Source organism: Geobacillus sp. B4113_201601 (genome assembly GCF_001587475.1).
GTDB lineage: Bacteria > Bacillota > Bacilli > Bacillales > Anoxybacillaceae > Geobacillus > Geobacillus icigianus.
Genome location: NZ_LQYX01000078.1, coordinates 22,308 through 46,824 on the forward strand (window position 1 = coordinate 22,308; position 24,517 = coordinate 46,824).

A 24,517-nucleotide genomic window follows, 5' to 3' on the forward strand; every position below is an offset into this window, starting at 1 on the left:
GTCCTAGGGGCGGCGTTTTTTTGCACCTTTGCCCCTATTTGTGGCGCCGCTCGAGCGCCAACAGCTTCTCCTTCACATCGGTGCGGCTTCCGGCATAGCCGGTCAAGGCGCCGTTTTTGCCGATCACGCGATGGCACGGAACGATGATCGCCAGTTCATTCGCCCGGTTCGCCTGTCCGACGGCGCGCACCGCTTTCGGCCGGCCGATTTGCGCGGCAATATCGGCGTAGGTCGCCGTTTCGCCGTACGGAATGCGGCAGAGCGCCTTCCACACGTCTTGTTGAAAAGCCGTGCCTTGCCACCGCAGCGGCAAATCGAACGCTTGACGGCGGCCTTGAAAATATTCATCCAACTGCGCAAGCGCGCGTTCCAAAAGCGGCGACCGGCTTTCCACCACCGGATGCCTGCTCGCAAACGCGCGCCATTCCTCCGAAAACAGCTCAACTTTCACAATCGCCTCACCGTCAGAAGCGATGTACATATCGCCGAGCAGCGCTGAACGGTATACCGCATAGTCAATCGTCATCGTCGTCCTCTCTTTCCGTTCGCTCGATCGGCAGCGTAATATGGAACGTCGTGCCGACGCCGACCTCGCTTTCCACGTCAATTTTCCCTTGGTGTTCTTCGATAATTTTATAGCTGACCATCAAGCCGAGCCCGGTGCCGCGCTCTTTTGTCGTATAAAACGGCTCGCCGAGCTTTTTAATTTTATCTTTCGGGATGCCGCACCCTTGGTCGGTGATCGAGATGCGCACATGGCAACCGGCGCGGGCGATGCGCACCGTAATGTCCCCGCCTTTTGGCATCACTTCAATGGCGTTTTTCAAAATATTAATGAACACTTGCTTCAGCTGGTTCGGCTCGCAATATACCGGCGGCAGCGCGCGCTCGAAATCGGCAATGATTTGCACGTTATGCATCATCGCTTGGGCGCTGATCAAATCGATCGTATCTTGCATAATTTTGCAAATGTCGTTTTGCTTGTATTGCACCGCCTGCGGTTTCGCCAGAACGAGAAACTCGGTAATGATCGACTCAATCCGCTTCAACTCCGACATAATAACATTAAAATACATCGAATAGTCGCCGTCAATGCTTCCTTGCAGCAGCTGGATAAACCCTTTTAACGCCGTCATCGGGTTGCGGATTTCATGGGCGATGCCCGCAGCCAGCTCGCCGACGACATTGAGCGTATCCGATTTGCGCAGCTGCAGCTCCATCTCTTTCCGTTCCGTCACGTCGCGGAGCATCATCATCCCGACGCCGGGAATCACTTCTTTTTTCAACGAAAATTCGACCATTCTTCCTTTCCACTCATCGGAAAACTCCACTTCTCCACTCGCCTCACCGGCTCGCTCGCATTGAGCAAGCAGCTTGTTCAGCTGGCGGCGCGCCCGATCTGGAACGCACTCTCCCACGGTTCGGCCGAGCAGCTGTTCTTTGGCAGCGGCAAAGATGTCGCAGGCGATCGGATTGGCGTCAATGATGCGATGCTCCCGATCCCAGAGCAAAATGCCGTCCATCGCATGGTCGAAAATGCTGCGGAACTTTTGCTCGCTTTCGCGCAGCTCGCGTTCGATTTTGCGCCGCTCGCTCACATTGCGAAAAATGGTCAAATGATAGCCGTCGATCGCCCCTTTTTTCATCGTAAACTCGAGCTGTTTATCCTCACCGTTCGGCATATGGAACGTCAATTCATCGCGAATTTCTCCTTTGCGGCGAAATTCGCTAAAAATGCGCTTCACCTTTTCCTCTCCATAGTCGACAAAATCCAATAAATTGCGGCGCACAAGCAAGTTCAACGGCAGCTCGAACGTGCGGCTCGCCGCTGGGTTGGCGTTCAATATGTAGCCAAAGTCGTCCCAAATGAGAATCGCTTCGTGCGCCTGCTCAAAAATGGCCCGGAATCGTTCTTCGCTTTTTTGCAGCTTGACCTCCATATTTTTCCGCTCCGTCACATCGCGCATAATGGCCATGTAAAATCCGCTGTACACGTTCGACGTCGCCGTCAGCTCGAACATTTTCACCGTGCCATCGGGGCGAATGAGCGACAGCTCGCCCTTGGCTGTCCCTTTTTCTTTCATCTCCGCCAGCAAACGAGCGAACTCCTCGGCGCACTCGCGGGCGACAAACTGCTGGAACGATAAGTTTAGCAACTTGTCTTTTTCCAAATTCAAACTCAGCGAAAACGCCGGATTCACGTCAATAAAGCGGCCGAACTCATCAAAAATGACGATGCTGTCGACCGCGCGGTTAAAGACGTCGCGAAACAAAAACTCGTGAATGATCCGCTCGCGCTCAAGCGCCTTATGGGCCGAAACATCGCGCATCATGACGAGGTCAAATTCGTCGAACACATCTTTTTTCATAGAAAATTCAACATGCTTGACCTTGCCGTCCGGCAGCTTGATGAGCAATTCATCGCTAAACGAACCGAACTTTTGCAGCATCGAGCGCTGAAACAGCAAAATATCGGGCGGCACGAGTTCTAAAAAGGAAGAGAAGGAACGGCCGACGAGCGAAAACTTATCCATTTCAAACAGCTTGCACGCCGCTTCGTTCACATCGACAAATTCGCCGTTTTTATTTAAAATGACAATGGCATCAAGCGACCGCTCGAAAATGATTGAATAGCTGTTTAACCGCTCCTTCAAACGTCGATTTTCTTCTTCAAGCAGCCGCACGTCCGGCGATGCATGTTGCTCTTCCCGGGGAGAAAGGCTTTTGGCCATATCGATCTCTCCTTGTCTATTCAAACCATATCAACTACATGTATATTCGCTGTGGAAAAATTTACTCCTCCCTTTATTTACGAAGATTTTGCAAAAATCTTTTCTTCAATGTTCGACAAGTTTTTTCTTCTTTTTCATTTGGCGAAACTGCGCTATAATGAAAGGTTAGTACGAATGGAAAAAGGGGTTTTCATTTCGATGAACATTATTTGCACGACCTTAAACGCCAAATACATTCATATGAATCTCGCCATCCGCTATTTGAAAGCATACGCCCAACCAGAGTTTGACGTCAAGCTCGTTGAATATACGATCAAAGATCCGGCCATGAACATCGTCGCCGACTTGTACCAGCGCCGGCCCGATGTCGTCGGCTTTAGCTGCTACATTTGGAACATTGAAGAAACGATCAAAGTCGTAAAAATGATAAAAAAAGCGGCGCCGAATCTGATCATTGTCGCCGGCGGACCCGAAGTGTCCTATGATGTGCGCGAGTGGATGGAGCGGGTGCCGGAATTGGACTTTATCGTGATTGGCGAAGGGGAAGAAACGTTTAAACAGCTGCTGTTCGCCCTAAACGGCGGCGGGGACGTAAGCAATATCGCCGGGCTGGCGTTTCGGGACGGAGACCGCATCGTCGTCAATCCACAGCGGAATAAAATTCGCTTGGCGGACATGCCGTCACCGTTTCGCTTTCCAGAAGACATCCCCCATCTTCCCAACCGGATCGTTTATATCGAAACGAGCCGCGGCTGCCCGTTCAGCTGCCAGTTTTGCCTGTCATCCATTGAGGTCGGCGTCCGCTATTTTGACCGCGAAAAAATCAAAGACGACTTGCGCTATTTGATGCAGCACGGGGCGCGGACGATCAAGTTCGTCGACCGGACGTTCAACATCAGCCGCAGCTACGCGATGGACATGTTTCGCTTTTTAATTGACGAGCATGTGCCGGGGACGGTGTTTCAGTTTGAAATTACCGCCGACATCATGCGCCCGGAGGTGATCGAGTTTTTAAACAACGAAGCGCCCCCTGGGCTGTTCCGCTTTGAGATCGGCGTTCAATCAACGAACGATGAGGTGAACCGCCTGATCATGCGCAAGCAAAACTTCGCCAAGTTGTCGCGGACGGTGACGATGATTAAGGAAGGTGGGAAAATTGCCCAGCACTTAGATTTGATCGCCGGCCTGCCGGAAGAAGATTACGACTCGTTCCGGAAGACGTTCAATGACGTGTTCGCTCTTCGTCCCGAAGAGCTGCAGCTCGGGTTTTTGAAATTGCTGCGCGGCACCGGGCTGCGCCTGCGCGCCCTTGAATACGGCTACGTATATATGGATCATGCGCCGTACGAAATACTGAGCAACAACGTTCTTTCCTTTGAGGACGTGATTCGCATCAAGCAAGTGGAAGACGTGCTCGAGAAGTATTGGAACGCCCATCGGATGGATGAAACGATTGAATATTTAGTCACCGACGTCTTCTCGTCGCCGTTTGACTTTTTCCAACAGTTTGGGACGTATTGGGATGAACGCGGCTGGGCGCGCATCGGCCACCAGTTAGAAGACTTGTTCCGCCGCCTCCATGAGTTTTTGCGCACCTCTGCGCCAGACGCTTTGCCGATCGCCGAATCGCTCATGAAATACGACTACTTGCGCAACCAAAATTATAAGCCGCGCAAACCGTGGTGGGACGAAAAAACGGAGAAAACGGCGCGCGCGGCCGTCTACCGGGCGCTGCTGGAGCGCCCCGAGGCGCTCGGAGCGGATTTTGCCGCCCTTGGGCTCGGGGAAAAAGAACTGTTTAAACATACGGTCGTTGAAATCGTGCCGGTGGATGTCGGCCGCTACACGGCCAAAAAACAGCTTTCGTTCACGCCAACCGCCATCGTCGCCTACTTCGCCCCGTCCGGCGCCGGTGCGACGCTGTTTTCCGCGCCGCTTTCAGCGTTGTCGGTTTCTTCGGCATCGGCGTAGACGGAAAGCTTTTTGTCATGGCCGGCCGCTCAAGATATCCAACTCACATTTCGCACCCTCTCGACAAAAATCGGGAGGCTTTTTTTATCTTCCTGTCGAATAAAACCTTGAAACACAAGGAAAGCAAAGGAGTTTGCCCATCATGGACGTTTGAATTCGGGCCATTATTATGAAAGTTCTTATTTGAATAGAATAAGCACCGTGTTCAAAGATCTTGACCTTCCTCAGTTGATGGATCATCTCGTTCCCGTGAATTCGCAATGCCAAACTCGAGCCAGCGATATCGTCAAACTAATCATTCTGGATATCTTGAGCGGCCCCGGCAAGCGCTCGTTCATTGGGAACAATGGGTGCATGACATCGATTAGCCGAAGCGGATTCGGCCAGGGCTGGAGCCGTCTTGGTTCAACGACGATGCCATCGCGCGTCATTGGGATCGACGGTATGAGGCGAATCTCCATCAAGTCCTTTCGTCTTGCCTCGTGTAGATCGACAAGAAAGAAAGCCTCTCTCTGTTGGCCTTGGCCATTTCCCGCGCCGGGCGTCCGTTCATCACCCCGGAACGCCCATGAAAGGGCGCGGGGGGCCGGAAACTGACCCGCCCGACCGGGCAGGCGATTTTTCAATTGTTCCGGTATGTGAACGTCGTCCTACTAGAGCTGCCGGATGGGCGCATCCAACGCGCGTTAGGGAAACCGCTCACCCCTGATCAGCGAAGGATCCTGCAAGGATTGGGCATGGATGAGAGCATTGACGTGTGACGTCATACGCAACGACTAGCGATGGTAAAAAAGGATTGCCATCGCTCGTTGTGTTGGTCGAAATGGTATTCTGAAAAACGAAATAAAACATCCTTTCTTTCTACCCTGTTAAGGTGCGAAAGGTGAGTTAAAGATTATTCCTGAGTCAAGTAATTAAAATGTTTATCAGTGATATATGTTAAATCAATGTCAAAATTCATCTTATCTAAGATAGGTTTAATATACTCTACTAAATGTGTGCCAACCTCAAAATGATGAGGGAATTTACTAATATAGAAAGAGTTATTATTATCACAATTTGGCTTATGTTCAACTAACCCTTCGATTACCTCAGCAATTTGGTTCACAATATTTTCTTCTAATTCTTTTTCTGAAATTATTACCGTGTGGATATAATTCTCCGCGCCTTCAAATGAATCCTCATCCTCTATTTCCTTTAAAATAGGAAAATCATCTAAAACACTAGGTCTCCTATAATCTAAAATCAATAGCATACAGACAGTTTCATTATCTTGATTATCTAAACGAAACAACTCTAAGTCTCGCAATTTCAACATTCTTACCAATTTGAACATTAATATCACCTCTTTAACTTTGAATTCCCTTTTTCAATGCTATCTTTTCAAAGTAATGAAACATAATTAATCCGATTATAAAATATACTAAAGAATTTAAAAAAACTATACTTAAATGAACTATCTAAGTTGCAATAAAGAATTTCCGATTGAGTTAGTCAAGACTTTGTGGAGAACATTTTTTCGGTCTACTACGGGCGTTGTCAATCACCGGTTGGTAGACCATTTTTATGAATTGTTATCGTAAGCGCTTTCGGACTCTCATCCCTCATCTTGAGATGGTTTTTTCTATCCATTTTTTTACATCCATCCACCGTCCCGAAGCGCCGACAATGCTTGGTAGATCGTCGTCCCCGATGACCGCTGAAGACACGGGATGTTCTGGCGCATCACCTCCGCCAACAACCACCCTGCCTTCCGTTTGGCCTGTTTGATCCGCTCCTGCTTCGGCGGGGCCGAGGCTGCCCTCTGGGGCTCTTCCTCCTCCAACTGCCCCGTTCTCCACCCGATTCCGTCGATTTAGGCCACCATCGCCTTCAGTAACGCCCAAAGTCCTTGGTCCTTCCAGCTGCGGCGGGATTTCACCCGGTACGCGAACCGGCTCATCACATCTCGGCGTGGCCCAAAGGTAAAATAGGAAAGTCGTATGCCTATGAAATCCGGCGTTTTTTTCTAGGGGGCCACATCGTGAACTCCTTGATATCACAGCATTTTGGCCATTTTCGTTTGCCTAAAATGACCACAAAATTGTCGAACTCGGGCCTTACGCCCGGAGTGTTGTCAGTGCTTTTCTTTTCCATTGAGCACCCGCTTACCGACTCCTTCCGTCAGCACATGCGGATGTTCCCGATTCTGGATGATCAACGGCGGGCTCGTTTCCGTGAATCGATGAAGCCGCGTCTCACCATCGCTGCTGTTTCGCCACATTCGATTCATTCGCAAATGGGAGCTGCCCATTCATGGCACGAAAAAAGAACGCCGCTTCCGGCGTCCCTTCTGTTTTCGCTTGCCTGCTGTGAAAGCGGCTGGCAGACAGCCCTCTCACCGCGGTGGGTCTTTCTTTTTTGTTTCCTTCCTCTTCGCCCGTTTTTGCTCTTCCATCAGCCAAATAGGTTGATGAGCGGCAAAATCGCCCCATTCAAACGCCATTTCTTCATTTCGTTGGACAGGCCGCTCCTTCTGATCGTTATCCATCGCCGCCTCCTTGGCGCCCTTTTTTCGAATTGCGGTTCGCGCCGCGAATCATGTCTTCTTCGCCGGCGTATTGCGCGGCAAATTCCGTATCCGGCAGGCTCTCGGTCGGCGTTTTATTGTTGTTTTTCGCCGCGTCGAATTTCACTTTTCGTTTCATCATCGTTTCATCTCCCCTTCATCTATCGTTTTCCGTTGATAAGCGACAAGCACAATTTCTTCCCCCGTCTCTTCGCGCAGCCGCTGTTCCAACTGCTGGAGCTGGCGAAGCGTCCCGTCATGAAGACGGGCAACCGGGAACGCGATGTCAGCCACCTTGATCCTCCTTCCGCTTTTTTCTTATCGTGCCTCGGCCATACATCGATTATGCACCGTCATGGCTTCAACACGACGGCAAGCGCAGCCGCCCCCCATCCTCGCCTTATCCTCTTTCCTGCCTGCCTCGGCCACCGCATCGTCCATTCCATGGCGTTGATCCCTTTCCTCGCAGCGTAGGTATTTCACCTATATGATGCTCGTTTTTTCAACGCCTATGCCGCATGAAAAAAAGGCTGTACCAAGGTCAGGAAGACCTTGGTACAGCCTTATCAAAGCCCTTTCTTCCGTTCTCAACGCGCACACAGAAACAAACCCATCTTTATTTCCCGCCCGTAAACGAAATCCCTTTTATAAAATAACGATTGAAAAACGCATGAATGATCAATACCGGCAAAGTAAACACCATGGAGGCGGCCATGATGTAGTTCCAATAACTGATGTATTGTCCTTTGAAGCTGTTCAGGCCAAGCGGCAGCGTAAACAATTGCGGATCCGACAAAATAATGAGCGGGCGCATGAAATCGTTCCACGAACCCATGAAGACGAAAATGGCCTGAGCCGCCAGCGCCGGGCGGGCGAGCGGCAGGACGATCCGGAAAAAGGTTCCGAACCGACCAAGGCCGTCAAGCTCCGCCGCTTCTTCCAACTCTCTTGGAAAGTTAATGAAAAATTGCCTCATCATGAAAATAAACGTCGCGTTTATCATCGTCGGCACAATCATGCCTTGATACGAGTTCAACCACCCGAGCTGTTTCAAAATCAAATAGTTCGGAATCATTGTCACTTGAGCTGGAACCATTAAGACGGCCAAAATGATCAAAAACAGCGGTTTTCTCCCGGGAAATTGCAGCCGTGCGAGCGCATAGCCAGCCATCGAGTTAAACAATAAGTTCAGCACCGTAACGACGACCGCAATCACTACGCTGTTCAAGAGCCAACGCGGAAACAGCTCCTGTTCCACAAAAATTTGCTTGTAGTTCTCAAGCGTGAAGTGGTTGGGAATCAACGAAATCGTACCGCTGACCATTTCCTCAAGGGTTTTGAAGGAAGAGGATAGGGCCCATAAAAAAGGAATGAGCGTAATGACCGCATAAATCACAAGCACCGCATACAGCAAGGCTTTTCCGATCCGTGTTTTTTTCCTCATTCGTCCTCAACTCCTTAATAGAGGGACTCCTCTTTCGATAACTTTCGTTGCAGCATTGTCGCCACGAGAATGACGATGGCTAACGCAAATGCTAACGCGGCCGCATATCCCATCGTCCCTAACGTTTTAAACGCGTATTGATAAATGAGAAGCACTACGGTTAACGTCGAGTTGTTCGGCCCGCCAGAACCGGCCGAGAAAATGTACGATTGGTCGAATAACTGGAATGTTCCAATTAACCCCATAATCACGACAAACGACGTCACTGGGCGCAAATAAGGGACGGTAATGTGCCAAAACTTCTGCCAAGCATTGGCCCCATCTAATTCCGCAGCTTCGTACAAGGAATCAGGAATATCTTGCAATGCCGCCAAGTAAATAACCATAAAATACGGAGCCGTCGACCATATATTCATGATCATGATCGCGTTCAAAGCAACGTCTGGATCGCCTAGCCAATTGTAAGTCGGCAGTCCAACCGCTTCAAGCACATGGTTAATGAAGCCGTTTTGGTTGTACATCCACATAAAAATAAGGGTCAGCACGGCAGAGGACGTTAATGTTGGCAAAAAGTAAACGATGCGGAAAAACTTTTCTCCTTTTAACCCTGCGTTTAAAGTAGCCGCCAATACAAGAGCCAAAACGGTCTGACAAGGAACGACAATGACGACGTATTTCACGGTGTTCCACAACGCGATTTTTGCCCGAGTATCATGCGCCATGCGCGCAAAGTTATCAAACCCTACAAACTCAAAAGATGCCGTTCCTAACAGCTGCACTTTATGAAATGCTAAAAAAACGGCAAATACGATCGGACCGATGATGAATAAAGTTTGCAACGACTTTTTTCATCATCTTGCCTCCCTTTCATTCCCACCTATACCCAAGCAACGGTTTGCTTATACTAATGATGCCACATCGAAACATGACGAAGGAGGCAAAAAAGAATGGCACGTGGAAGCAACAAACTGCTTGTTCCAGGCATTGAACAAGCATTGGAACAAATGAAATACGAGATCGCCCAAGAGTTTGGCGTACAGCTTGGGGCTGGCACTGTTTCGCGCGCCAACGGCTCTGTCGGCGGAGAAATAACGAAACGGCTCATCGCTCAGGCGCAAAGCGAGCTGACGGGCCGAAGAACGGAATAAAGCCGAGCGCAATCACTCGGCTTTTTTTGTGTTGCCATCCGTTGCTTTCGTCTTTCGGTCGGTCTCGTTTGGAGCGAGCGAACCGCGTGTAGGGTTGCCTTTTCCCTCCCCGGCCCGTTTGTTTTCATCATGACCGCCCGGCCGCAGAGGACGGGCGTTCTCATTGTTTTTCCCTTTGGGGGACATTTTGTCTGCAGGGGACGGTTTTGAAGGGGGATCAGCGTTTTTCCGCTGATGCGGCGGCTGTTGTTCGTTTTTCTGCCCCTTCGGTTGTTTTGGCTCATCATGATGTTTCTTCGTTGACGCCGGCGGCTTCGTGGACGACGGCGACGGTTCGTTTCCTTTTTTCCCTTCCTTCTCTTTGCCGTTTGGCGAATGGGAGGGCGATGGCGGGACGGGTTTTCCTTTTTTCTCGATTTGCAGCAGCTTTCCTGTTGTCATTCCCCGTTTGACGGCTCGATTGCGCACTTCCATCGTGCTCTGTTTCGTTGTGACGACAATCTGTTCATCGGCTACCGCTTGCCGGATTTCCGCGAGCTCGGCCGACAGCTTCCGTTCCGAAGAGAGGTCTCGTTCGGTTTCCACCGTCGTAATCAGCACCTCACCGCCCGCTCTTAAATACCCTTTTTGTTCACTCAAAGCAATAATTTGTTTCGCCACCGTTGAAAACGGTTCGCTTTTCCATGCTGAAAGCGCCGCGAGCACGTCGCTCCCTTCTTCATTATAGGCTTTGAGCGTCAATACGCGCAGCTCATCATCCACTCCGGCTTCAATGCTCGGGTTGATGTCGATCGACATATACGCGTACACCGTATCGGCGGGCCGCTGTATCCAAGTGGCCACCAAGAGTGCGGCAGCGATGACGGCGCTCACAAGAGCGTATCGAAAGGAGCGGCGCCGAAACGGAAACGATGAATGGACCGGTCGCGCCTCAATTTCTTCCCCTATTTCGTACTCTCGTTCTTTTTTCAGCTGTACGAATTCTCCTTCCGGCGTCAGCACCGTGACGAACTCTTCGTCCCATTCGAGCACAATCCCCTTTTTCATGATGAAAGCACCCCTTTTATATAGTCCTTTAAGTAAAGATAATCACCCGCCAAAATGACCGCGACCGCAATAATGTATTTTCTGTTTCTCTCGATGGTTTTGCGGCTGACGGATGCCATTGTTTCGAGCTGTTTGATGGGCAATTGCTTTTTCTGAAACAAGAGGGCAAGCCATTCCTCGTTTTCAACTAACAACTGGGCGACACGAACGGCGTTGAGACGGGCATCCTTATGTTTCGGTGACTGTTCAACCAGATCATGGAAATCAATACCGAACTGTTTTAGCACCTGCCGGTAGTAAATGATTTCTTCGCGCCGCTGCTGCTGCTCGATCTGCTTGTAAAACTCATCAATGGAGAGTTTGGCATCCAAATACGTCTGGGCCGCCTGTTCGCTGTCCTCGCCGTCCTCAACGTGCCAGACCGATTCGCGCATTCGCGCCTCTTTCCGAATGTAATCGATCAACCGCCGCTTAATGAGCAGCTCAGCGAAGGAGAGAAACGAGCCGCCCTTGTGCGGCGCATATTTTTCGATCGCCTCATTGAACGCAATCAACCCGATGCTCGCCTCATCATCTTCCTCACGGATGAACCGCTTGCAGACGCTCGAGGCAGTTTTGGCGATAAACGGCTTGTATTGCTGGATCAAGTCATTGCGCAGCGCTTCATTCCCTTGCTGGATCTCTGCCACCGTCCGTTCAAGCGTTCTCTCTCTCTTTTTCAATAATGTGCCAAACATCGATTTCACCCCGCTTAAATGAAACGGACTGACGCTCTTCTTTACACTATTCGTACATCGTAACGGAAATGTGGCCGTCGTTCAAGAGAAAGGTGTCACAACCGGGGAACTCGTTTAGAAGGTTGGTGATTTAGTGTAAAATACTGCTGATTCCATCCGTTTCTCAATGAGAGAAGCCTTGCAAAATCAGCTTTCTTTTCTGAATGAAAATGCCGCCGATTCGTGTGTGACAGCGGTTTCCCCCCCCTTTAGAAACGACGGCTGAAACATCACCGGTTCGCTCGCTGGGTAAAAATCAGGAATGGAAAAATCATCCTTAAGGTGTAATGCCGCTGATTGGCTCGTGGCAGCTGTGTTTCACCGACCTGCTTGAGGAATGTGGCCGGCCCCGGTGTTCCCGCCCCGTTTCCAAGCCCATTTGCCCAACCTCTGTCCGTTTTTCCCCTGCTCAGCCGTCCGAAGCAAAAAAAGAGGTTGTCCAAACGACACCGTTTGGATCAACCTCTCTTCTTTTGACAATCGTCAGCCGACTTTCTCTTTTTTGGCACCCGCCTGATTGAGCGCGCTGTGCCTCCGGCCGTAGACAAAGTAAATCGCTAAGCCAATCAGCAGCCACGAGACAAAGCCCATCCATGTCATCGGCGGAAGCTGAAGCACTAAATAACCGCAGAACAAGACGGCTAAAATCGGAACGACCGGGACGAACGGAACGCGGAAAGCCCGTTTTAAATCAGGCTGGGTCTTGCGCAATACCAACACACCGATGGAAACGGTAATGAAGGCAAAGAGCGTGCCGATATTCGTCAGTTCGGCCAATTTGTTGAGCGGGATGACGCCGGCAAACACCGCTACAGCCGCTCCAGTCAGCCACGTATTGACATACGGCACTTGGCGCGTTGGGCTGATGCGGGCAAACACGTTCGGCAGCAACCCGTCGCGGCTGATGGCGTAGAAAAGGCGCGTCTGTCCGTACATCATCACGAGAAGCACCGTCGTAATGCCGGCGATCGCTCCGAGCGAAATAAAACCAGCGACCCAGTCTTGGTGAATATAGTTCAACGCAAACGCCACCGGGTTTTTGACATTGAGCTGTTCATACGGAACAATGCCTGTCAACACGAGCGAAACAGCGATGTACAACAAAGTGCACACAAGCAGTGAGACGATGATGCCGATCGGCATATCGCGCTGCGGATTGCGCACTTCTTCCGCCGCCGTCGACACCGCGTCAAAGCCGATGTAAGCGAAAAATACCGTCGCCGCGCCGGTCGCGACACCCGAGAAGCCATACGGCATAAACGGCGTCCAGTTTTCCGGCTTGACATACCAAACACCGACAGCTAAAAAGAGGAGCACGACCGCAACTTTGATCGTCACGATGATGGCGTTGAAACGGGCCGATTTTTTCGCTCCCAAATTCAGCAGGAAAGCAATCAGCAACACGATCAAAACGGCTGGCAAATCAACGAACGTTCCTTTTGCCGGATCATACGCACTCGTCAGCGCTTTTGGCAACTCAATGCCAAACCCGGCAAGCAGGCCTTGGAAATAACCGGACCAGCCAACGGCAACCGCCGATGAAGAGACGCCGTACTCCAAAATCAAATCCCATCCTAAAATCCAGGCGAACAGTTCGCCGAACGTCGCATAGCTGTACGTATACGCGCTTCCGGACACCGGCACCGTCGAAGCGAACTCCGCGTAACAAAGCGCCGCGAACACACACGCTAACCCCGACAAAATAAACGAAAGAACAAGCGCCGGACCGGCATGTTCCGCCGCCGCCACCCCGGTCAGGACGAAAATGCCCGTCCCGATGATGGCGCCGATGCCAAGCATTGTCAAATCGAACGCCCCTAACTCCTTGCGCAGCGAGGCTCCTTTCGCCGCCGATTCATTGATCAGCAAGTGAATCGGTTTTTTACGAAACAAACTCATAGATGTCTCCCCTTGTCGTTTTTTGTAGAAATTTGTTGAAATTTATCGAAACAAGTACAGTTAGCATTGTACATGATGATGGTTTTTTTGTAAAGTGCGAAAATAAGAAAAACAGCAAAAAATTTTTTCCGTTTGGCGCGCCAAAGCAAAAAAATTTTTTTCGTTATCGATTGAATAAAAACAATTTACAAATTTTTCAGTCAATTATATAATGAACATGTGACAAATTTGTGACAAGAAAGGAGGACAGTCTTTCCGACCAACGGTGTGCGTCGATATCTTATTTTGAAAACGTTTTAATTCGAACTAAGGAGGGATTTTCATGGCCGTCAAAAAGCAGTCATTTTCCGAGCCGACCGGCGCCAATTACGAAGCGATCGCCCAGTCCGTTTCATTTCGCGCCCTCATCCAAGCGAAGAAACGCTTTATCGTTCCGGCGATCGTCTTTTTCTTCGTTTTTTACTTCGCCCTTCCGGTATTAACGTCGTACTCGAAAGCGCTCAATACGAAGGCGATCGGACCGGTCAGCTGGGCTTGGCTGTTTGCGTTCGCGCAATTTATCATGACATGGGCTTTATGCATCCTTTATTCAAAGCGCGCAGCCGAATTTGACAACATCGTCGAACAAGTGAAACAAGAAACGGTGGAAGGAGGAAATGTCTGATGCATGGGCTCGCCTTTTTCCTCTTTCTTGTCATTGTCGCCTTGACGTTGGTCATTACGTACTACGCGTCGAAACGGACGAAAACGACGAGCGAGTTTTATACGGCCGACAGCAGCCTTACCGGCTGGCAAAACGGGCTGGCCATCGCCGGCGACTATATGTCCGCGGCGTCTTTTTTGGGCATCGCCGGCATGATCGCCTTGGCGGGATTTGATGGTTTCTTTTACAGCATCGGGTTTCTCGTCGCCTACCTTGTCGTCTTGTACATCGTCGCCGAACCGCTGCGCAACCTCGGCAAATACACGATGGCCGACATGATCGCCGCCCGTTTTGACGATAAAAAAGTGCGCGGCGTCGCGGCGTTAAATACGATCGCCATTTCGATTTTCTATATGATCGCCCAGCTCGTCGGTGCCGGCGGTCTCATTAAGCTCCTGCTTGGGCTCGATTACATTTATTCCGTCTTGATCGTCGGCGTTTTGATGACAGTGTACGTCGTCTTCGGCGGCATGACGGCCACAAGTTGGGTGCAAATCGTCAAAGCCGTCTTGTTGATGGTCGGTACGTTTATCATTTCCATCATCGTCTTTGCCAAATTCGACTTCAGCATCGCTAAAATGTTCCATGAAGTCAAAACCGCCACGCCACTTGGCGAAGCGTTTTTAAACCCGGGCAACAAGTTTAAAGACCCGCTTGATACGATTTCATTAAACTTGGCGCTCGTGTTGGGAACGGCCGGGCTGCCGCACATTTTGATCCGCTTCTTTACGGTCAAAGACGCGCCAACCGCGCGCAAATCGGTCGTTTATGCAACATGGATCATTGGGATTTTCTATGTGTTGACCATCTTCTTAGGGTTCGGTGCCGCCGCGTTTGTCGGTTATGACAAAATCGTCGCCGCTAACCCCGCCGGCAATATGGCCGCTCCGCTGTTGGCCGAAGCGCTTGGTGGAGATTTCTTGTTCGCCTTCATCTCGGCTGTCGCGTTCGCGACCATTTTGGCCGTTGTCGCCGGGCTCGTTCTGTCAGCCGCCTCCGCGTTTGCCCACGATTTTTACAGCCATATTTTGCGGCGCGGCCAGGCAACGGAAAAAGAACAAATGCAGGCGGCGCGCTGGGCATCGGTCGGCGTTTCCGTACTCTCGATTTTGTTAGCGTTGTTCGCGCAAAAAATGAACGTCGCCTTCCTCGTGTCGCTAGCCTTTGCGGTGGCGGCGAGCGCCAACTTGCCGACGATCGTGTTCACCATCTTCTGGCGCCGTTTTAACACGACTGGAGCGATTACCGGGATGCTTGTCGGGCTCATCAGCGCCTTGGTGCTCGTCTTCTTCGGTCCGAACGTCTGGTCGCCGCAGCCAGGGGTCGCCATTTTCGTCGGCGAACCGCTCTTTAAGCTCGCCAACCCGGGCATCATCTCGATCCCGCTCGGCTTTCTCGGCGCCGTCATCGGCACGCTCGTTTCGTCGAAAAAAGCGGACGAAAAGAAATACACCGAAATTGTCGTCAAAGCGAACACCGGAATCGGACGGGTGTAACGCCACGAACAAAGAGCTGGCCCAAAGCGGCAACGCGTTTTGGGCCAGCTGAACATGAGTGCTACAGCAGTTTGTACTATAATAACAAATTCCCCGTTGCCGCATCGCTCCCCTCAATCAGTCTTATGATCATTTTTCGTTTCCCCTTTATGTAATAAAATGGAAGGCTTATTAAATGCCATCCGCTTTATGTCGTTGCCCGATGAAACACCTTGGCAAACTGTGTATACCGCTCGACTTGGCGGCGGTCGACACCGTAGCCGATGCCGGGGGCGTCCGGCACGCGAATCAAGCCGTCATCCACTTCGACTTCTGGAATGATCAAATCCCGCTCCCAATAATGGGACGACGCGGCGGTATCGCCGGGAAGGGTGAAGTTTTCTAATGTCGTGATGGCGATATTATGGGCACGCCCAATGCCCGCTTCGAGCATTCCCCCGCACCACACCGGCACGCCGCGCTCAGCGCAAAGATCGTGGATGCGCTTCGCCTCCCCAAGCCCGCCGACACGTCCAATTTTGATATTGATGATGCGGCAGCTGCCAAGATCCAGCGCCTTGCGCGCATCGTCATAGGAACGAACGCTTTCATCAAGGCAAATCGGCATCTCAAGAAGCGGCTGCAAGCGCGCATGATCGATGAGATCATCGGCGGCAAGCGGCTGTTCGATCATCATCAACCCGAATTCATCGAGCGCTTTCAGCCGATCCATATCGGCAAGCGTGTACGCCGAATTGGCATCGGCCATGAGCGGCACGTTCGGAAACGCGCGCCGCACCTCGCGAATGACATCGACATCCCATCCGGGCTTAATTTTTACCTTGATTCGCCGATATCCTTGCGCCACATACCGTTCAATGACCCGCAGCAAGTCGCCCACCGTTGGCTGAATGCCGATGCTGACACCGACTTCAATCTCCTTTTTCGTCCCCCCAAGAGCTTGATAAAGCGGGACGCCGAGCCGCTTGGCATATACATCCCACACCGCTCCTTCAAGCGCCGCTTTCGCCATATGATTTTGACGGATGGCGTTAAAGCGCGTTGACAGTTCCGCTGGATGATCGATCGGCTCCGCCAGCGCAAGCGGGACAAGGAAGTCCTCGAGCATATGCCAGTTCGTTTTCACCGTTTCCTCGCTGTACCACGGGGCGGCAAAGGCGACCGATTCGCCCCAACCCGAGACGCCGTCGCGATCGACCGCTTCCACTAAAAGAAACTCTTTCGCTTGAAACGTGCCGAAGCTCGTTGTAAACGGCGACTTCAACTCCATGCGCAAATGGCGCAAGATGACGTACTCGATGCTGATCGTCATTCCTCTTCCCCTTTCTGCGGCAGCCATTCGTTTCTTGGCACCCATATGTAAACCTAGGAAAGCTGTAGACAAAGCCGACGAGCTTCCCGTCCGCATACGCCCCGATGATCAAGCTGCCGTTTTTCGCCACCGTCAGCGTTTGATGAAGCGGAATTGGTGCTGTTCCCCAAATCTCCTCCTCAAGCTTGGCCATCTCGTTCAATTGTTCGATCGTCTCAATGATTTGCAGCGACAGAGGCACGCACGCTCGCTCTCCCCCCGCGGCGCAAACGTCACAAACGTATTCATCACAACCCGCGCCAAAATTTCCACGCCGGAAAGCAAATCCTCGCGCCGGAATGTCATCTTGGGATGATGGAGTCCAGGGTGCAAGTCGCAGCCTAATCCAAGCATCGTTGTTTTCAGTTCCGGTTTCTTAAAGGAATAAAAATGGAAATCCTCCCCTCCCGACGTCACGACTGGCGGAACGCACTTTTCCGCCCCCAAAGTCGTGATAATTGCCTCCTCCATCAGCCGCACGGCATCTGGATCGGGATGAGCGGCGACGATGCGCGCCTGCTCCATAAGCTCAATATCAGCTCCGTAAATCGCAGCGACCCCGTTGATCACATGGCGCAGCCCTTCGATGAGCCGCTCCATCGCTTCGTTCGTTTGCGCCCGCAAATCAAGGGCAAATTCCGCGTAGTCCGGGATCGTGTTCGCATCTTTTTCACCGGCGTGAAACTTCGTCATCTTGATCGATGCTGGCACTTGGGGGTCGATATGAATTTTGCCCAGCTCCTGAACGATAGCGCTGCCGACCTCAATGACGTTGACGCCTAAGTGCGGCCGCGCGGCATGGGCCGCTACACCGCGAATTCGTCCTTCGATGCATTGCGCCGCCCCGTGAAGGATCGCCGGCGCCGCGTACCCGCTTTTGACTTCCTGAACCGGACGTAAATGAACGCCATACAAAAACGCCAAGCCATCGGCCGCTCCCTTTTCTATCATCTTCAACGCCCCTGTGCCTTTTTCTTCGGCCGGCTGGAACAAAAACCGGAGCGTCCCCGACGGCTCATAGCCGATGCGGCGAAGCAATTTCGCCACCCCAAGCACGACCGTCATGTGAGCGTCATGCCCGCACGCATGGTTCGGCTGCCAAACGCCGTCGACTTCTTGCCAAAGAGCGTCCATGTCGCTGCGCACTCCGACCGTAAACGGGCCGGCGCCGATTTCCGCCACCGCGCCCGGACAATCGGCAAACGTTCGCACCCGATACCCTTCGCGCTCCAGCTCCTGACGGACAAATTCCGTCGTCTGCCACTCCTCCCAACTGATTTCTGGATGACGATGAAGATGGTCAAAAATCTCCCATAGCTCTGTTTTCAGCTGTCTGATGATGTCCTTCATTGCTCTCCCCCGGCTGTTTAAAAGATGAAATGATGATTATATTTATTATAATATTCAAACAAACAAATGCAACGACAAATAGGCAGAAAGGAAAAAACAACCTATCGCGATGAATGACGGCGGCGTCTCGCCAGTTGGTTGACGACCTCCGAAAAAATCAAGCCCATGGCAATGGCGCCGGAAATCATCAATGCCTTTGCTGCCAGAGCCATCGCCGTATTGTAATCGTTCATAACGACATGGCGCATCGCTTCAAACGCCGTCCCGCCCGGCACGAGCGGAAGAACGCCGGGAACAATAAAAATGGTCGCCGGCGCCCGATAACGGCGGGCGAACGCATTGCTCAAAAAGGCGACAAAAAACGAAGCCATAAACGTCGCAATCACCCCATCCGCTCCGGATCGGAAAGCGAACATATAAGCCGCCCACCCGCTCATCCCGACAAACCCGCTATGCGGCAACAAGCGCGGAGGGATGTTAAAAATGATGCCAAACAGCGCCGATGCCATAAAACTAAGCAACAACTGCATCATGATCATCGTTCCCTGCTCCCCTGTCATCGAATAGACAAAACAAAAGCAATGCCCGTGCCGATCGCAAACGCAGTCAAAAACGCTTCCGCTCCGCGGGACAGCCCGGCGATCAGATGACCGGCCATTAAATCACGCACCGCATTCGTGATCGCCAATCCTGGCACAAGCGGCATCACCGATCCGATCATCATATTTGCGACATCCCGACCGAATCCAGCCTTTGCCAACCATAAGACAAGCCAACCGGCGACAAAGGCGGCGAAAAATTCGGCAAAAAACCGTATTTTCACCAATCGGTGCACCATTTCAAAGCACCAAAAGGCAGCTCCTCCGGAAACGAGCGACGGGAGAAAATGAGCGATGCCCCCGATCAGCGAAGCAAAACAAGCGCTGGCCAACGCAGCCGCGGCGGTTTGCTGCCAAAGAGGGTAGCTTGGTTGCGCATACGCGACGCGCGCTAACTCCTCGCGCGCCTCCGAAAGCGTCAGTTCACCGCGGCTGATGCGCCGGGAAATATCGTTCACGACCGCGACTTTCGCCAAATCGGTCGAGCGCTCAGAAATGCGGATCAACCGCGTCGAGTTCGTTCCCTCAATCGAAAAAATGATGGCTGTCGGCGTGACATAGCTATGGGAGCGCGCCATGCCAAACGAAGCCGCAATCCGCATCATCGTATCTTCCACCCGATACGTCTCCCCGCCGCTTTCAAGCATCAACTTTCCCGCCAACAAACAAACATCGACAACGTCCTCAATTCGTTCGCCCATCATCCATCCGTCTCCTTTCCTTTGGACATCCGCCGGCAAAAACAAACTCCCGCCAATCGATGGCAGGAGTTTTGCTCACACACGGTTTTTACCCAACTCTCCTCCATTATACCAAACCCGCTAGCCATTGCCAAACAGCGAACGAGGTCGCACCGTTTTCCTTTCTTTGCTAGTTTTTTGTCCCTTTGGACCTTTTTCCCTTTCCTCTCCCTTTCGGCTCGTCCAATACGCCTGATAGGCGATTCCTTCCCGATTCAGCTGCGGTTGCAGCTGCTTCCAAATGGACACGGACCGGCCGTTTTGGGCGGCTGGGTTGATAATAAAACGAAGCTTCATCCTCTTCCCCCGTTCATAACCCCTTTTCTTACCTATTGGCGGTCGGTTTCATTTTTCCTCTCGTCAAAATGAAAAAATCCGAACCCGCAAACCGGATTCGGATCTTCCTTCATTCCTCGCCAATAATTTTGACTTCCAACTCCAGATCGACCCCGAATTTTTCTTTCACGGTTTTGCGCACCATTTCGATCGTCGCAATGTAATCGGCAGCGGTCGCATTGTTTTTGTTAATAATGAATCCCGCATGCTTCGTCGACACTTCGGCGCCGCCGAATCCTTTTCCCTGAAGGCCGCTGTCTTGGATGAGCTTGCCAGCAAAATAGCCCGGCGGACGCTTAAACACGCTTCCGACCGACGGATACTCAAGCGGCTGTTTCGATTCGCGCTGAAAGGTTAAATCATCCATTTTCTCCTTGATTTGCTTATAGTCGCCCGGCTGGAGCGCAAAGACCACTTCGAGCACAATATCATGCGTCCGACTGATCAAGCTTGTTCGATAGCCAAGCTCCAGCTCTTCCTTTTTCAACGTTTTCAACTCACCGGCAAGCGTCGCCACTTTGACATGGTCAAGCACATCTTTCACTTCGCCGCCGTACGCTCCGGCGTTCATCATAATCGCCCCGCCGACCGACCCCGGAATGCCGCAGGCAAACTCCAACCCGGTGAGGTGTTGTTCGAGCGCGAACCGCGACACCGCTTTAATATCGGCTCCGCTTTGGGCGATCACGTTGTTTCCTTCACGCCAAATGCGGTTCAAATGCTTCAGCTGCATAACGATGCCGCGCAGCCCGCCGTCGCGGATAATGACGTTCGAACCGTTGCCAAGAAGCGTAAACGGCAGGCCGTACTCTTCTTTCAGCCGCAACACCTCAATGACTTGCTCATACGTCTCCGGCCAGACGAGAAAATCGGCCTTGCCGCCGATCCGCACCAATGTATGGTTTTTCATCGGCTCATCGCGAAGGACATTTCGTTCACCACAAATCTGTACGAGTCTTTGATAAAGATGTTCCGCATGTTCCATCGATCTGTCACCTTCTTTACGTCTTCCGTGCCGCCCAGCGGCATTCATTCCACACCGCTTCCATTATCGCCGGAATCGCGTCCCATATCAAGTGGGCAATGTTCCTGATTCTGTTTTATTCCACACTGGGCCAAAAGGTGACGTTGGAAGGGGCCGAGATGTTTACGCCTCTTTCAATATGGAAAAGATGGTATACAACCATGTTTAGGGAGGGAGTCCATTGCACGACACGTTAAGGGACGTTCACGCCATTCTCGACCGGTCGAAAGAAGCGCTCGGCCAGTTTCAAGCGATTTTAGAACCGACGATAGAACAAGCCGCGGACGACCATGAACGGCTGTATTGGCATCATATTTACGAAGAAGAGGAACACCGGTTGGACCGTTTGGCCGCCTTGCTGCCAAAGTTGGAGGAGGCATTGGCGGACGAAGCATTCTTATCGCGAGAAAACGGCGACTTTTTGCGCCTGTTGCAAGACATCAGCCTTGAAAAATTCGGCTTGCACAACTTTTTGGAGCATCTCGATTTGTCCCTCTTCCACTATAAAGGAACGGAACATGAACCGACAATTGCAGCGCTGCGCGACATGACCGCTGCCGATTACCAACAGATGAAAGACGCCCTTGAGGCGCTGAATCGCGCATTGGACGCGCCGGTTTCCTTCGCCGCCGCAATACCGACGGATGAAAAAGAAAATCAAAAAGAGCATTTGAAGCTAGCGCAATACGCCGCCCCGCCCGCCACATCGGCGCCAAATCGCCCATCGATCGGAATAAGACGACAGCTGACAGTCGGCAGCTTAAAACACAGATAAGAAAGGAGAGAAAACATGGATAAAACGAAGCTGTACCCAGAAGCCCCGCTCACGAGCAACCAATGGGGCGAGCTTGACGACCATGCGCCCCGTTCTGTCCGAATCAACCAAACCAACAGCGCGCCCAACCGTCATTCAAGTGGAACAAAACGGAACATCGTTTGCCATACAACCGACCCGTGGCCTCTCGCTCCTTGACGCCGCCCTTCGGCAAGGCATTCCGCTCGATTACAAATGCAAAAAAGGAACGTGCGGCCGCTGCATGGTCACCGTTCTCGCCGGCGCTCACCTTCTCGCTCCGAAAACGCGGCGCGAGCGTGAAAAAACGGATCAACCAGCCAAACGGCTTGCCTGCCAAGCACCAATCCAATAAGCCGAGCGCTATTATAACACGATCGTCTTATTTTTTCTCCGTGTAATCGTTGCCACCTTCTTTCTCTCATTGCCTGACTCTTTACGCCATGGTATGATGGTGGGAAATACAAAAAAACGGAGGGATGTCTATGAGAACGGTCACCTTAACCCACGTCTTTGCCCATCCGATTGCGCAAAAATATTTAAAACGATCTGGCCTCGCCCACGCCATCAACGCGGCGTACCATGCCTACCACCTTGCCCTCCGCCACGGAGTGAACGTCGACTTGGCGACAAAAGCCGCCCTGCTTCATGATATTGGCCATTACACATGGTACAAAAACGGCCGTTGGGACTACGAACAATATCGGCAAAACGACATCCACGCCATCAAAGGGGCCGAACGCGCCCATAAGCTGCTCATCCGCCTAGGCGAACATCCGCAAAACGCTAAGGAAATTGCCCTAGCGATTTTACTTCATACCGATTCCTACCTTCCAGAAGGAGAATGGAAACGAACGCCGCTTCAAGCCATCGTCAAATGGGCCGACGAAGCCGACGAGGAACCCGGCGGCCGCCACCATTATCGAACAATCAGCGATGACTTCGCATGGAAAAAAATCCGCCAGCTCGACGAACTCGTCAGCCGTCAGCACGCCCAAGGGCGGCTCGGAGATATCGTTTGAACGCTTACCTTCATGTTCCCATTCCCCAGACCTCGCCAAACCATTCTCCTCTGAACGAAAACAGCTCACCCTTGAATCAGGTGAGCTGCTTTGCGCGCCAACAGCACATCCCCCATCGAACGCCCGCTTCTATCCTTATCGTCCCCTCACGCTTGCAAACTGCTTGGCCATCTGTTGTTCAACCGCAACGACAGCTTCACGTAGTTTCTCGCTCATGTTTGCAGACGGCTTGGCCATCTGTCTTGCCAAAACGTCCGCTCCTATTGGTTCAAAAAACGGCAAATCAAGCCAAAGGCGCCTTGCCTGACAAAAAAGCCACGCTGACCGCTGTCAAACGTGGCTTCTCCTTCATTACAACTCATCAAATCCGTTGTCCACTTGCACTTTCGTATATTGGCGTGGTTTTTGTTCGAAAAAGTCGGATTTGCCAAGGTCGACTTCTTCATACGCTTTAATCCAGCGAAGCGGGTTCGTCCGATAGCCGTCGAACGGGCGGTCAAACCCAAGCTGGTGGGCACGGACGTTGGCGTAAAACTTAATGTACGCCTCCAAATCAGCCAAGTCGATGCCATCGATCTCATGGCCGATGATTTCCCGCGCCCATTCGATCTCCAGCTCAGCCGCTTTCGTAAACGTTTCCCGGACAAAATCCGCCAACTCCGGCGTCCGATATTCCGGATATTCGTTCAACACTTCTTTGAAAATTTTCGCAAACAAATCGACATGAATGTGCTCGTCACGGTTGATGTAATTGATCATCGTGCTCGTCGCCACCATTTTTTGCTGGCGCGCGAGGTTGTAGAAGAACGCAAACCCTGAGTAGAAAAACAGTCCTTCTAAAATGACGTCAAAAACGATCGAGCGCAACAAGTTTTCCACATTCGGCTCTTCCGCAAACGCCTTGTAGCCGTTCGTCACAAAATCGTTCCGCTTGCGCAGCGTCGGTTCGTTCCGCCAAAAGTCGAATACTTCATCTTGCTTCGCTTTCGGCACAAGGCTCGAAAGCACGTATGAATACGAATGGTTGTGAATGACTTCCTGCTGGGCGAGCATAATCATGAGCGCGTTGATGCTCGGGTCCGTAATGTAATCAGCGACACGTCCGGCGTAATCGGTTTGGATGCTGTCAAGCAGCGCCAGAAGACCGATGATTTTCAAAAAGGCCTCCTGCTCGCGGGCCGTTAATTGCGGAAACTGCTTCACATCTTGCGCCATATTGATTTCAAACGGCGTCCAAAAATTGGCGAGCATTCGCTTATATTTGGCATACGCCCACGGATAGGCAAGATCATCCCAATTCAACACATTCGAGCAGCGGCCGTTGATGATGCCCGTCGAGCGGTTCGGCGCCTCCGGATCCATAATAGGTCGTTTGACTAAGCCGATCGTCATCGTCCATTCCTCCCTTTCGTTTTCTATAAAAGAATTTCTGATCTCCATGTCCCATCTTGATCACCTGACAAGCTGGCACGGTGACAAGAAGAGCAACAATGCCATGGAAAACCAAATTGTAGCTTATATAGTATCGTGCGCGCGGC

The 24,517-nt window shown here is 51.7% G+C and carries 26 protein-coding genes and 3 pseudogenes; 8 read left to right on the forward strand and 21 right to left on the reverse strand.

Going from position 1 to position 24,517, the window contains the following annotated elements:
- Window positions 1-34 precede the first annotated feature (34 nt).
- Together B4113_RS10660 and B4113_RS10665 are read right to left on the reverse strand one after the other, a co-directional pair.
- Window positions 35-526 (reverse strand): methylated-DNA--[protein]-cysteine S-methyltransferase, encoded by a 492-nt coding sequence (locus B4113_RS10660; RefSeq protein ID WP_033017632.1) that lies wholly within the window; start codon window positions 524-526, stop codon window positions 35-37.
- Window positions 516-2,732: a PAS domain-containing sensor histidine kinase gene (locus tag B4113_RS10665; protein ID WP_033017631.1), complete on the reverse strand. Its 2,217-nt coding sequence runs from the start codon at window positions 2,730-2,732 to the stop codon at window positions 516-518. Before B4113_RS10665 ends, B4113_RS10660 begins: the two co-directional genes overlap by 11 nt.
- Window positions 2,733-2,930: 198 nt before the next feature.
- On the opposite strand from B4113_RS10665, the gene B4113_RS10670 reads away from it, so the two are divergent.
- Window positions 2,931-4,703: a B12-binding domain-containing radical SAM protein gene (locus B4113_RS10670; RefSeq protein WP_033017699.1), complete on the forward strand. Its 1,773-nt coding sequence runs from the start codon at window positions 2,931-2,933 to the stop codon at window positions 4,701-4,703.
- 506 nt (window positions 4,704-5,209) lie between these two features.
- Window positions 5,210-5,464: pseudogene (locus tag B4113_RS21190) on the forward strand (transposase); the annotation flags it as partial.
- Window positions 5,465-5,598: 134 nt separating this feature from the next.
- Here the strand turns inward: B4113_RS21190 and B4113_RS10675 are convergent.
- The 8 genes and pseudogenes from B4113_RS10675 to B4113_RS10690 form a co-directional block, all read right to left on the reverse strand.
- Window positions 5,599-6,039: a hypothetical protein gene (locus tag B4113_RS10675; RefSeq protein WP_235597990.1), complete on the reverse strand. Its 441-nt coding sequence runs from the start codon at window positions 6,037-6,039 to the stop codon at window positions 5,599-5,601.
- Window positions 6,040-6,339: 300 nt separating this feature from the next.
- Window positions 6,340-6,668 (reverse strand): annotated as a pseudogene (locus B4113_RS18840) (UPF0236 family transposase-like protein); the annotation flags it as partial.
- A gap of 151 nt (window positions 6,669-6,819) precedes the next feature.
- Window positions 6,820-6,975, reverse strand: a complete 156-nt coding sequence (locus B4113_RS19865; protein WP_160331370.1) for a hypothetical protein — start codon at window positions 6,973-6,975, stop codon at window positions 6,820-6,822.
- Window positions 6,976-7,080: 105 nt separating this feature from the next.
- Window positions 7,081-7,233, reverse strand: a complete 153-nt coding sequence (locus tag B4113_RS20125) for a hypothetical protein (protein WP_165570907.1) — start codon at window positions 7,231-7,233, stop codon at window positions 7,081-7,083.
- Window positions 7,226-7,393 carry a hypothetical protein gene (locus B4113_RS19870; RefSeq protein ID WP_011230441.1) on the reverse strand — a complete coding sequence of 56 codons (168 nt, stop codon included), beginning with the start codon at window positions 7,391-7,393 and terminating at the stop codon, window positions 7,226-7,228. The genes B4113_RS20125 and B4113_RS19870 overlap by 8 nt, the downstream gene beginning before the upstream one ends.
- Entirely contained in the window at window positions 7,390-7,545 is a 156-nt protein-coding gene (locus B4113_RS20130) for a hypothetical protein (protein WP_165570906.1), read from the reverse strand. Before B4113_RS20130 ends, B4113_RS19870 begins: the two co-directional genes overlap by 4 nt.
- Window positions 7,546-7,867: 322 nt before the next feature.
- Window positions 7,868-8,695, reverse strand: a complete 828-nt coding sequence (locus B4113_RS10685) for a carbohydrate ABC transporter permease (RefSeq protein ID WP_033018462.1) — start codon at window positions 8,693-8,695, stop codon at window positions 7,868-7,870.
- Window positions 8,696-8,709: 14 nt separating this feature from the next.
- Window positions 8,710-9,534, reverse strand: a complete 825-nt coding sequence (locus B4113_RS10690) for a carbohydrate ABC transporter permease (RefSeq protein WP_051985051.1) — start codon at window positions 9,532-9,534, stop codon at window positions 8,710-8,712.
- A gap of 108 nt (window positions 9,535-9,642) precedes the next feature.
- Between B4113_RS10690 and B4113_RS10695 the strand changes: the two genes are divergently transcribed.
- Window positions 9,643-9,843 carry an alpha/beta-type small acid-soluble spore protein gene (locus B4113_RS10695; protein WP_033018461.1) on the forward strand — a complete coding sequence of 67 codons (201 nt, stop codon included), beginning with the start codon at window positions 9,643-9,645 and terminating at the stop codon, window positions 9,841-9,843.
- Between the two features lie 12 nt (window positions 9,844-9,855).
- Here the strand turns inward: B4113_RS10695 and B4113_RS10700 are convergent, their stop codons facing one another.
- From B4113_RS10700 to B4113_RS10710, 3 genes are all read right to left on the reverse strand, one after another.
- The gene (locus B4113_RS10700) at window positions 9,856-10,890 is read right to left on the reverse strand and encodes an anti-sigma factor domain-containing protein (protein WP_033018460.1); all 1,035 of its coding nucleotides are present in this window, start codon (window positions 10,888-10,890) and stop codon (window positions 9,856-9,858) included.
- On the reverse strand, window positions 10,887-11,636 hold the full coding sequence (gene sigI, locus B4113_RS10705; RefSeq protein WP_369802256.1) for an RNA polymerase sigma factor SigI: 750 nt from the start codon (window positions 11,634-11,636) through the stop codon (window positions 10,887-10,889). Before sigI ends, B4113_RS10700 begins: the two co-directional genes overlap by 4 nt.
- Before the next feature lie 513 nt (window positions 11,637-12,149).
- On the reverse strand, window positions 12,150-13,565 hold the full coding sequence (locus tag B4113_RS10710; protein WP_033018458.1) for an amino acid permease: 1,416 nt from the start codon (window positions 13,563-13,565) through the stop codon (window positions 12,150-12,152).
- Window positions 13,566-13,887: 322 nt separating this feature from the next.
- On the opposite strand from B4113_RS10710, the gene B4113_RS10715 reads away from it, so the two are divergent.
- Both B4113_RS10715 and B4113_RS10720 read left to right on the forward strand, forming a co-directional pair.
- Window positions 13,888-14,229 carry a DUF485 domain-containing protein gene (locus B4113_RS10715; RefSeq protein ID WP_033018457.1) on the forward strand — a complete coding sequence of 114 codons (342 nt, stop codon included), beginning with the start codon at window positions 13,888-13,890 and terminating at the stop codon, window positions 14,227-14,229.
- Complete coding sequence (locus B4113_RS10720) at window positions 14,229-15,764, forward strand: cation acetate symporter (protein WP_033018456.1); 1,536 nt, start codon at window positions 14,229-14,231, stop codon at window positions 15,762-15,764. The genes B4113_RS10715 and B4113_RS10720 overlap by 1 nt, the downstream gene beginning before the upstream one ends.
- A 187-nt stretch (window positions 15,765-15,951) precedes the next feature.
- On the opposite strand, the gene menC is transcribed toward B4113_RS10720, so the two are convergent.
- From menC to murB, 7 genes and pseudogenes are all read right to left on the reverse strand, one after another.
- Window positions 15,952-17,076: an o-succinylbenzoate synthase gene (gene menC, locus B4113_RS10725; protein ID WP_033018455.1), complete on the reverse strand. Its 1,125-nt coding sequence runs from the start codon at window positions 17,074-17,076 to the stop codon at window positions 15,952-15,954.
- A gap of 40 nt (window positions 17,077-17,116) precedes the next feature.
- Window positions 17,117-17,317: pseudogene (locus tag B4113_RS20555) on the reverse strand (GNAT family N-acetyltransferase); the annotation flags it as partial.
- Window positions 17,275-18,465, reverse strand: coding sequence for a M20 peptidase aminoacylase family protein (locus B4113_RS10730; RefSeq protein ID WP_051962655.1), 1,191 nt, complete (start codon window positions 18,463-18,465; stop codon window positions 17,275-17,277). The gene B4113_RS10730 and the pseudogene B4113_RS20555, both read right to left, overlap by 43 nt.
- Before the next feature lie 101 nt (window positions 18,466-18,566).
- The gene (locus tag B4113_RS10735) at window positions 18,567-19,004 is read right to left on the reverse strand and encodes a threonine/serine exporter family protein (RefSeq protein WP_033843369.1); all 438 of its coding nucleotides are present in this window, start codon (window positions 19,002-19,004) and stop codon (window positions 18,567-18,569) included.
- Between the two features lie 17 nt (window positions 19,005-19,021).
- On the reverse strand, window positions 19,022-19,765 hold the full coding sequence (locus B4113_RS10740) for a threonine/serine exporter family protein (protein ID WP_033019861.1): 744 nt from the start codon (window positions 19,763-19,765) through the stop codon (window positions 19,022-19,024).
- 120 nt (window positions 19,766-19,885) lie between these two features.
- Window positions 19,886-20,101: a hypothetical protein gene (locus B4113_RS10745; protein WP_033019850.1), complete on the reverse strand. Its 216-nt coding sequence runs from the start codon at window positions 20,099-20,101 to the stop codon at window positions 19,886-19,888.
- A gap of 109 nt (window positions 20,102-20,210) precedes the next feature.
- Entirely contained in the window at window positions 20,211-21,125 is a 915-nt protein-coding gene (gene murB, locus B4113_RS10750) for a UDP-N-acetylmuramate dehydrogenase (RefSeq protein WP_033843368.1), read from the reverse strand.
- 220 nt (window positions 21,126-21,345) lie between these two features.
- On the opposite strand from murB, the gene B4113_RS10755 reads away from it, so the two are divergent.
- The 3 genes from B4113_RS10755 (at window position 21,346) to B4113_RS10765 (ending at window position 22,979) form a co-directional block, all read left to right on the forward strand.
- Window positions 21,346-21,939: an IMEF encapsulin system ferritin-like cargo protein gene (locus B4113_RS10755; RefSeq protein WP_033843367.1), complete on the forward strand. Its 594-nt coding sequence runs from the start codon at window positions 21,346-21,348 to the stop codon at window positions 21,937-21,939.
- Between the two features lie 82 nt (window positions 21,940-22,021).
- On the forward strand, window positions 22,022-22,312 hold the full coding sequence (locus tag B4113_RS10760; protein ID WP_051962653.1) for a 2Fe-2S iron-sulfur cluster-binding protein: 291 nt from the start codon (window positions 22,022-22,024) through the stop codon (window positions 22,310-22,312).
- Window positions 22,313-22,442: 130 nt separating this feature from the next.
- Complete coding sequence (locus B4113_RS10765; protein WP_033843366.1) at window positions 22,443-22,979, forward strand: HD domain-containing protein; 537 nt, start codon at window positions 22,443-22,445, stop codon at window positions 22,977-22,979.
- 351 nt (window positions 22,980-23,330) lie between these two features.
- Here B4113_RS10765 and B4113_RS10770 read toward each other — a convergent pair whose 3' ends face one another.
- Window positions 23,331-24,371 carry a ribonucleotide-diphosphate reductase subunit beta gene (locus B4113_RS10770; protein WP_033019846.1) on the reverse strand — a complete coding sequence of 347 codons (1,041 nt, stop codon included), beginning with the start codon at window positions 24,369-24,371 and terminating at the stop codon, window positions 23,331-23,333.
- Between the last annotated feature and the right edge of the window lie 146 nt (window positions 24,372-24,517).

Coding starts and splice junctions, on each gene's coding strand:
- B4113_RS10660 (WP_033017632.1), bottom strand. CDS start 526: ATGACGATTGACTATGCGGTATACCGTTCAGCGCTGCTCGGCGATATG.
- B4113_RS10665 (WP_033017631.1), bottom strand. CDS start 2,732: ATGGCCAAAAGCCTTTCTCCCCGGGAAGAGCAACATGCATCGCCGGAC.
- B4113_RS10670 (WP_033017699.1), top strand. CDS start 2,931: ATGAACATTATTTGCACGACCTTAAACGCCAAATACATTCATATGAAT.
- B4113_RS10675 (WP_235597990.1), bottom strand. CDS start 6,039: ATGTTCAAATTGGTAAGAATGTTGAAATTGCGAGACTTAGAGTTGTTT.
- B4113_RS19865 (WP_160331370.1), bottom strand. CDS start 6,975: ATGAATCGAATGTGGCGAAACAGCAGCGATGGTGAGACGCGGCTTCAT.
- B4113_RS20125 (WP_165570907.1), bottom strand. CDS start 7,233: ATGGATAACGATCAGAAGGAGCGGCCTGTCCAACGAAATGAAGAAATG.
- B4113_RS19870 (WP_011230441.1), bottom strand. CDS start 7,393: ATGATGAAACGAAAAGTGAAATTCGACGCGGCGAAAAACAACAATAAA.
- B4113_RS10685 (WP_033018462.1), bottom strand. CDS start 8,695: ATGAGGAAAAAAACACGGATCGGAAAAGCCTTGCTGTATGCGGTGCTT.
- B4113_RS10695 (WP_033018461.1), top strand. CDS start 9,643: ATGGCACGTGGAAGCAACAAACTGCTTGTTCCAGGCATTGAACAAGCA.
- B4113_RS10700 (WP_033018460.1), bottom strand. CDS start 10,890: ATGAAAAAGGGGATTGTGCTCGAATGGGACGAAGAGTTCGTCACGGTG.
- B4113_RS10710 (WP_033018458.1), bottom strand. CDS start 13,565: ATGAGTTTGTTTCGTAAAAAACCGATTCACTTGCTGATCAATGAATCG.
- B4113_RS10715 (WP_033018457.1), top strand. CDS start 13,888: ATGGCCGTCAAAAAGCAGTCATTTTCCGAGCCGACCGGCGCCAATTAC.
- B4113_RS10720 (WP_033018456.1), top strand. CDS start 14,229: ATGCATGGGCTCGCCTTTTTCCTCTTTCTTGTCATTGTCGCCTTGACG.
- menC (WP_033018455.1), bottom strand. CDS start 17,076: ATGACGATCAGCATCGAGTACGTCATCTTGCGCCATTTGCGCATGGAG.
- B4113_RS10730 (WP_051962655.1), bottom strand. CDS start 18,465: ATGAAGGACATCATCAGACAGCTGAAAACAGAGCTATGGGAGATTTTT.
- B4113_RS10735 (WP_033843369.1), bottom strand. CDS start 19,004: ATGATCATGATGCAGTTGTTGCTTAGTTTTATGGCATCGGCGCTGTTT.
- B4113_RS10740 (WP_033019861.1), bottom strand. CDS start 19,765: ATGGGCGAACGAATTGAGGACGTTGTCGATGTTTGTTTGTTGGCGGGA.
- B4113_RS10745 (WP_033019850.1), bottom strand. CDS start 20,101: ATGAAGCTTCGTTTTATTATCAACCCAGCCGCCCAAAACGGCCGGTCC.
- murB (WP_033843368.1), bottom strand. CDS start 21,125: ATGGAACATGCGGAACATCTTTATCAAAGACTCGTACAGATTTGTGGT.
- B4113_RS10760 (WP_051962653.1), top strand. CDS start 22,022: ATGCGCCCCGTTCTGTCCGAATCAACCAAACCAACAGCGCGCCCAACC.
- B4113_RS10765 (WP_033843366.1), top strand. CDS start 22,443: ATGAGAACGGTCACCTTAACCCACGTCTTTGCCCATCCGATTGCGCAA.
- B4113_RS10770 (WP_033019846.1), bottom strand. CDS start 24,371: ATGACGATCGGCTTAGTCAAACGACCTATTATGGATCCGGAGGCGCCG.